This is a genomic window from Streptomyces yerevanensis, from assembly GCF_000716805.1.
Taxonomy (GTDB): domain Bacteria; phylum Actinomycetota; class Actinomycetes; order Streptomycetales; family Streptomycetaceae; genus Streptomyces; species Streptomyces flaveus.
Map to the genome: position 1 here is coordinate 253,870 of NZ_JNWJ01000006.1, position 6,805 is coordinate 260,674.

Genomic DNA, 6,805 nt, shown 5'->3' on the forward strand with positions numbered 1-6,805 from the left:
CGGGGGGGGGTCGGGCTAGGGGGTTCAGAGGTGCCGGCGGCGTCCCTGCACGTGCTGGTCGTAGGTCTCGCGGGCCCTGTTGGCCGCTTCGCGGGAGGCGACCTCGGCGACCGGTACGTCCCACCAGGCCTGGGCCGCGGGGGCGGTGGGCGTGAGGTCCGTCTCGACGTACACGCAGGTCGGGCGGTCCGAGGCGCGGGCGGTGGCCAGGGCGTCGCGCAGTTCGCGGACGGTCTTGGCGCGGATGACGTCCATGCCGAGGCTGGCCGCGTTGGCGGCGAGGTCCACGGGCAGGGGCGCGCCGCTGAACGTACCGTCGGCCGCCCGGTAGCGGTAGGCGGTGCCGAACCGCTCGCCGCCGGTCTCCTCGGAGAGACCGCCGATGGAGGCGTAGCCGTGGTTCTGGATGAGGACCAGATTGACCGGCAGGCCTTCCTGGACGGCAGTGACGATCTCGGTCGGCATCATCAGGTACGTACCGTCACCGACCAGGGACCATACGGGAGTGGTGGGCGCCGCCTGCTGTACGCCGATGCCCGCCGGGATCTCGTAGCCCATGCAGGAGTAGCCGTACTCCAGGTGGTACTGGCGCGGGGAGCGGGCCCGCCACAGCTTGTGCAGGTCGCCGGGGAGCGAGCCCGCCGCGTTGATGACCACGTCGTCGTCGCCGACCACGGAGTCCAGGGCGCCGAGCACCTGCGTCTGGGTGGGGATCTGGTTCTCGTCGTCCGCCCGGTAGACGGCGTCCACGACCTGCTCCCAGCGCTCCTTGCCCGCGCGGTACTCGGCCTCGTACGCCGCGTCCACCCGGTGGCCGGACAGCGCCTCGGTGAGTGCGTCGAGCCCTGCGCGGGCGTCGGCTACCAGGGTGCGTGCGCTCAGCTTGTGGGCGTCGAAGGCGGTGACGTTGAGGTTGAGGAAACGGACGTCCGGGTTCTGGAAGAGGGTGGCGGAGGCGGTGGTGAAGTCGGTGTAGCGGGTGCCGACGCCGATGACCAGGTCGGCGGTGCGCGCGATGTCGTCGCAGACCGCGGTGCCGGTGTGGCCGATGCCGCCGAGGTCGGCGGGGTGGTCGTGGCGCAGCGAGCCCTTGCCGGCCTGGGTGGAGGCGACGGGGATGCCGGTGGCGTCCACCAGCGCCTTCAGCGCGTTCTCGGCCTCGCTGTGGTGGACGCCGCCGCCCGCGACGATCAGCGGCCGTTCGGCGGCCCGGATCGCGCGTGTGGCCTCGGCGAGTTCGGCCGGTTCGGGCGCGGGGCGGCGCACCTGCCAGATCCGGTCGGCGAAGAACTCCTCGGGCCAGTCGTACGCCTCGGCCTGCACGTCCTGTGGCAGGGCGAGGGTGACGGCGCCGGTCTCGACGGGGTCGGCGAGCACGCGCATGGCGTTCAGGGCGGAGGGGATCAGGGCCTCGGGGCGGTGGATCCGGTCGAAGTAGCGGGAGACCGGGCGCAGGGTGTCGTTGACGGACACGTCCGCCGATACCGGGTGCTCGAGCTGCTGGAGCAGCGGGTCGGCGGTGCGGGTGGCGAAGTAGTCGCCGGGCAGCAGCAGCACCGGGAGCCGGTTGACGGTGGCGAGGGCCGCGCCGGTGACCAGATTCGTGGCGCCGGGCCCGATGGAGGTGGTCACGGCCTGCGCGGAGAGCCGGTTGAGCTGGCGGGCGTAACCGACCGCGGCGTGCACCATGGACTGCTCGTTGCGGCCCTGGTGGAACGGCATGGTCTCCTCTTGGGCCTCAAGCAGCGCCTGGCCGATCCCGGCGACGTTGCCGTGCCCGAAGATCCCCCAGGTGCCGGCGATGAGGCGGTGCCGGACGCCGTCGCGTTCGGTGTACTGCGCGGCGAGGAAGCGCACGAGCGCCTGAGCGACGGTCAGGCGGCGGGTGGAGCTCATCGATACCTCACTGGGACTGAGTGCTGGTGAGTCTGGGGTCGACGGGCTGGCTCGGCCAGGTGTCGCGGATCCAGGCGTGGTCGGGGTGGTCGCAGATCAGCCAGGCGCGTTCGGCGCCGGGGCCCGCCATGACGTTCAGGTAGTACATGTCGTGGCCTGGCACGGCCATGGAGGGCCCGTGCCAGCCGTCCGGGATCAGTACGACGTCGCCGCCGCGCACCTCCGCCAGTACGTCCGTGCCGTGGCCTTGACCGGACGGCGAGACGCGCTGATAGCCGAGGCCGGGTGTGCCCTCGTGGTCGGCGAACTCGAAGTAGTAGATCTCCTCCAGCTCGGACTCCTCGCCGGGGCGGTTCACATCGTGCTTGTGCGGCGGGTACGAGGACCAGTTGCCGCCGGGGGTGATCACCTCGACGGCGATGAGCTTGTCGCACTCGAAGACCCCGGCCGCGCCGAAGTTGTGGACCTTGCGCGAGCAGTTGCCGCTGCCGCGCAGTTCGACGGGGACGGAGGAGGCGGGCTCGTAGCGGGCCGGCAGGCGGCGGGTGCAGCGGGCGCCGGTGAGCGCGAAGCGTCCGCCCGCCGGGGAGGTGAGGCTCGCGGTCGCGTCGCGCGGGACGTACACGAAGTCGCTGGGGCCGCTGAACACGCTGTCGCGGCCGTGCAGTTCGTAGGTCTCACCGCCGAAGTCGTCGGTGACGGCGACGGCGGCGCCGCCGCTGAGCGACAGCACGATCCACTCGCTGTCCCCGGCCGTGAAGTGGTGGGTGCCGCCGGGCGGCAGTTCGAGCACCCGCAGGCTGGAGTACCCCCAGCCAGCGTTCTCGGGGGTGACGTCGACGGCGTACTGCTCGCTGGTGGCCTTCCCCAGGGGCAGGTGGTGCGTGTTGGTCATCGGTCGGCTCCTCCTGGTCCGGTCATCGCGTGGTGCCTTGGGGTCCGGCTCACAGCAGCCCGACCGCGGTGTCCACGGCGGTCTCGACGCTGCCCTCCGCGGGATAGAGCAGGGAGCGGCCGACGACCATGCCCTGCACGGTGGGCAGCCGCAGCGCCTTGCGCCACCTCTCGTACGCGCCCTCCTGGTCCTTGCCGACCTCGCCGCCGAGCAGTACGGCGGGCAGGGTCGAGGTCTCCAGGGCGGCGGCCATGTCGTCCGGGTCGCTGGTGACCGGCAGCTTCAGCCAGGTGTAGGCGGAGGTGCCGCCGAGGCCCGAGGCGATCGCTATGGAGCGGGTGACGGCCTCGGCGGACAGGTCGTTGCGTACCGCCCCGTCGACCCGGCGGGAGATGAACGGCTCGACGAACAAAGGGAGTTGACGCTCGGCCATGGCATCGATGGCGCGGGCGGTGGACTCCAGGGTGGTCAGCGAGCCGGGGTCGTCGTAGTCGATGCGCAGCAGCAGTTTGCCCGCGTCGAAGTTCAGCCGGGCGATGTCCTCGGGGCGGTGTCCGGTGAAGCGGTCGTCCATCTCGAAGGACGCCCCGGCGAGCCCGCCGCGGTTCATCGAGCCCATGACGACCTTGTTCTCCAGGGCGCCGAGGAGCAGCAGGTCATCCAGGATGTCGGCGGTGGCGAGCACCCCGTCCACGCCGGGCCGGGACAGCGCGATGCACAGCCGCTCCAGCAGATCGGCGCGGTTGGCCATGGCCAGGCGTCGGTCGCCGACACCGAGGGCGCCGCGGGCCGGGTGGTCGGCGGCCACGATCATGAGGCGTCCGCTGTCGCCGATGAGCGGGCGGCGGCTGCGGCGGGCGGCCGCTTCGGCGATGGCCTCCGGGTGCCGGGCGCGCACTCCGACGAGGTCGGGGATGGTGAGGCTCAAGGGTTGGCTCCGTTCAGGGGGACGTGGGGGTCAGCCTCGGGAGGCGACGAGTTCCTCGACCTCGGCGGTGGTCGGCATCGCGGAGGAGCAGGCGAGGCGGGAGGCGACGATGGCTCCGGCCGCGTTGGCGTACCGCATGGTCTTCTCCAGCTCCCAGCCGGCGAGCAGCCCGTGGCAGAGCGAACCGCCGAAGGCGTCGCCCGCGCCGAGTCCGTTGACCACCTCCACGGGCACCGGCGGCACCTCGGCGGTGCTGCCGTCGCGGTGGACGGCGAGGACACCCTTGGGTCCCTGCTTGACCACCGCCAGTTCCACACCCGCCTCGATCAGGGCCTCGGCGCAGGCGTGCGGTTCGCGCACGCCTGTGGCGACCTCGCACTCGTCGAGGTTGCCGACGGCGACCGTGACGTGGCGCAGGGCTTCGGCGTAGTACGGATGGGCCTCGGCCGGGTTCTTCCAGAACATGGGGCGCCAGTCGAGGTCGAAGACGGTGGTGCCCGCCTTGTCGCGCGCCTTGAGGGCGGCGAGCGTGGCCGAGCGGCTGGGCTCCTCGCTCAGGCCCGTCCCGGTGATCCAGAAGATCTTGGCCGAGCGGATGGCGAAGAAGTCGAGCTCCTCGGTGCGGATCTCCAGGTCCGGTGCCTTGGGCTGCCGGTAGAAGTACAGCGGGAAGTCGTCGGGGGGAAAGATCTCGCAAAAAGTTACGGGCGTCGGGTACGCCTCGACCGGGGTGACAAAGCGGTCGTCGACCCCGAACTCCCCCAGCGCCTGGTGCAGATACGTGCCGAAGGGGTCCTTGCCGGTGCGGGTGATGATCGCGGTTCTCCGGCCCAGGCGCGCGGCGGCCACCGCGACGTTCGCCGCGGAACCGCCGAGAAACTTCCCGAAGGTCTCGACGTCCGTGAGGGGGACGCCGGTCTGGAGGGGATAGAGGTCGACGCCGATACGGCCCATGGTGATCAGGTCGAAGGACTCGGTCATGCGTCGCTCCTCGCTCGGTGGATGCCCTCAGGTGTAAGTCGGCGGACGGGACCCTGTCAATAGTTTGTACTGACATTCTCACGTGCTCGTGAAATGATGTCTTAACAAAGTATTGACACGGCGCCTCATCAAGGGCTTACATCCCGTCCCAACAAGTGCAGCCGAAAGTTTCTCGGCACGTGGCCCGGCGTATGTTTTGCGCACGGGCTCCCAGGGTGCGGGCGTATGCCCGGCCCGTCGCCCTCGCCCGCTCCCTATTTCCCCGCAGCACAGTGAGGTGCCGGAAAGATGGACCGTACGTCTCGCCCCCGCTCCCGTAGACTCCCCGTCCTGGTGGCCGCAGCCGCCGCGACAGCACTGATCGTCACCGGCTGCTCCAGCAGCTCCGGAGGCAAGGAAGCCGAGGAGAGCGGCGAGAACCTCGCCGCGGGCAAGGCCAGCACTCCCCGCATGACCGTCGCCCTGGTCACCCACCAGGCCCCCGGTGACACCTTCTGGGACATCGTCCGCAAGGGCGCAGAGGCAGCTGCCGCCAAGGACAACGTCAAGCTGATCTACTCCAGCAGCCCCAACGCGGCCGACCAGGCCAACCTCGTGCAGAACGCGATCGACCAGAAGGTCGACGGCATCGCGGTCACGCTGGCCAAGCCGGACGCCATGAAGGAAGCGGTGACCAAGGCCGAGAAGGCCGGCATCCCCGTCGTCGGCCTCAACTCCGGTGTGGACGACTGGAAGAGCATGGGCCTCCTGTCGTACTTCGGCCAGGACGAGGGCATCGCCGGCGAGGCCCTCGGCAACAGGCTCAACGAGACCGGCGCCAAGAACGCCGTCTGCGTGGTCCAGGAACAGGGCCACGTCGGGCTCGAGGCGCGCTGCGCGGGTGTGAAGAAGACCTTCAAGGGCAAGACGGAGAACCTCTACGTCAACGGCACCGACATGCCGTCCGTGAAGTCGACCATCAACGCCAAGCTCAAGCAGGACACCTCCATCGACGAGGTGGTCACGCTCGGCGCCCCGTACGCGCTGACGGCCGTGCAGTCGGTGTCCGAGGCGGGCAGCAAGGCCAAGGTCGCCACCTTCGACCTCAACAAGGATCTGACCGGCGCCATCGAGAAGGGCGACATCGAGTTCGCCGTCGACCAGCAGCCCTACCTGCAGGGCTACCTCGCGGTCGACACTCTGTGGCTCTACAAGAACAACGGAAACTACAGCGGCGGCGGCGAGGCTCCCGTCCTCACCGGCCCGGCCTTCGTGGACAAGTCCAACGTCGAGGCCATAGCGAAGTTCGCCGCGAAGGGTACTCGGTGATCCCCATGACCCAGCAGGCTGCGCCGGCGGTGTCCGCACCGCCGGCCTCCGGCCCGAAGAAGGAAACCGACGGCCGGACCTCCGAGCGCCCCATGTGGCTGCGGCTGCTCGCCCGGCCCGAAGTCGGTGTCTTCCTCGGAGCCGTCGCGGTCTTCGTCTTCTTCCTGATCGCGGCGCCGCCGGTCCGTGAGGCCGGCTCCATGGCCACGATCCTTTACCAGTCCTCGACCATCGGCCTGATGGCCCTGCCGGTGGCGCTGCTGATGATCGGCGGCGAGTTCGACCTGTCGGCCGGTGTCGCCGTACTCACCTCGGCGCTCACCGCGAGCATGGTCAGTTACCAGCTGACGATGAACGTCTGGGTGGGCGTCATCGTCGCCCTGATCGTCTCGCTGGCGATCGGCGCGTTCAACGGCTGGCTGCTGGTGAAAACCGGACTGCCGAGCTTCCTGATCACCCTGGGCACCTTCCTGATCCTGCAGGGCGTCAACCTCGCGGTCACCAAGCTGGTCACCGGCAACGTCGCGACGAACGACATCAGCGACATGGACGGCTTCGAGGGGGCCAAGTCGGTGTTCGCCTCGACCTTCACCATCGGTGGGGTGGGGGTGAAGATAACCGTCTTCTACTGGCTGGTCTTCGCGGCGATCGCCACCTGGCTGCTGCTGCGCACCAAGTTCGGCAACTGGACCTTCGCGGTCGGCGGCAACAAGTTCAGCGCCCGCGCGGTCGGCGTGCCGGTGACCTTCACCAAGATCGCGCTCTTCATGGGTGTGGGCTTCGGTGCCTGGTTCGTC

6 protein-coding genes are annotated in these 6,805 nt (G+C 69.8%); 2 read left to right on the forward strand and 4 right to left on the reverse strand.

Going from position 1 to position 6,805, the window contains the following annotated elements:
• Positions 1 to 24 precede the first annotated feature (24 nt).
• Genes iolD through iolC form a run of 4 tightly spaced genes read right to left on the reverse strand, consistent with a single transcriptional unit; the run spans position 25 to position 4,700 of the window.
• Complete coding sequence (iolD, locus tag OP79_RS08445; RefSeq protein WP_033319358.1) at positions 25 to 1,896, reverse strand: 3D-(3,5/4)-trihydroxycyclohexane-1,2-dione acylhydrolase (decyclizing); 1,872 nt, start codon at positions 1,894 to 1,896, stop codon at positions 25 to 27.
• Between the two features lie 7 nt (positions 1,897 to 1,903).
• Positions 1,904 to 2,791 (reverse strand): 5-deoxy-glucuronate isomerase, encoded by an 888-nt coding sequence (iolB, locus tag OP79_RS08450; protein ID WP_033319359.1) that lies wholly within the window; start codon positions 2,789 to 2,791, stop codon positions 1,904 to 1,906.
• A 49-nt stretch (positions 2,792 to 2,840) separates the two neighbouring features.
• On the reverse strand, positions 2,841 to 3,719 hold the full coding sequence (locus OP79_RS08455) for a Cgl0159 family (beta/alpha)8-fold protein (RefSeq protein WP_033319360.1): 879 nt from the start codon (positions 3,717 to 3,719) through the stop codon (positions 2,841 to 2,843).
• A 30-nt stretch (positions 3,720 to 3,749) separates the two neighbouring features.
• Positions 3,750 to 4,700 (reverse strand): 5-dehydro-2-deoxygluconokinase, encoded by a 951-nt coding sequence (iolC, locus tag OP79_RS08460; RefSeq protein WP_033319361.1) that lies wholly within the window; start codon positions 4,698 to 4,700, stop codon positions 3,750 to 3,752.
• Positions 4,701 to 4,988: 288 nt separating this feature from the next.
• On the opposite strand from iolC, the gene OP79_RS08465 reads away from it, so the two are divergent.
• On the forward strand, positions 4,989 to 6,008 hold the full coding sequence (locus OP79_RS08465) for a sugar ABC transporter substrate-binding protein (protein ID WP_033319362.1): 1,020 nt from the start codon (positions 4,989 to 4,991) through the stop codon (positions 6,006 to 6,008).
• The coding region (locus OP79_RS08470) for an ABC transporter permease (RefSeq protein WP_033319427.1) at positions 6,008 to 6,805 on the forward strand (798 nt) is incomplete at its 3' end. The genes OP79_RS08465 and OP79_RS08470, both read left to right, overlap by 1 nt.

Bases quoted from the DNA above. Each gene is read 5' to 3' on its own strand.
- iolD (WP_033319358.1), bottom strand. From the start codon at position 1,896: ATGAGCTCCACCCGCCGCCTGACCGTCGCTCAGGCGCTCGTGCGCTTC.
- iolB (WP_033319359.1), bottom strand. From the start codon at position 2,791: ATGACCAACACGCACCACCTGCCCCTGGGGAAGGCCACCAGCGAGCAG.
- iolC (WP_033319361.1), bottom strand. From the start codon at position 4,700: ATGACCGAGTCCTTCGACCTGATCACCATGGGCCGTATCGGCGTCGAC.
- OP79_RS08465 (WP_033319362.1), top strand. From the start codon at position 4,989: ATGGACCGTACGTCTCGCCCCCGCTCCCGTAGACTCCCCGTCCTGGTG.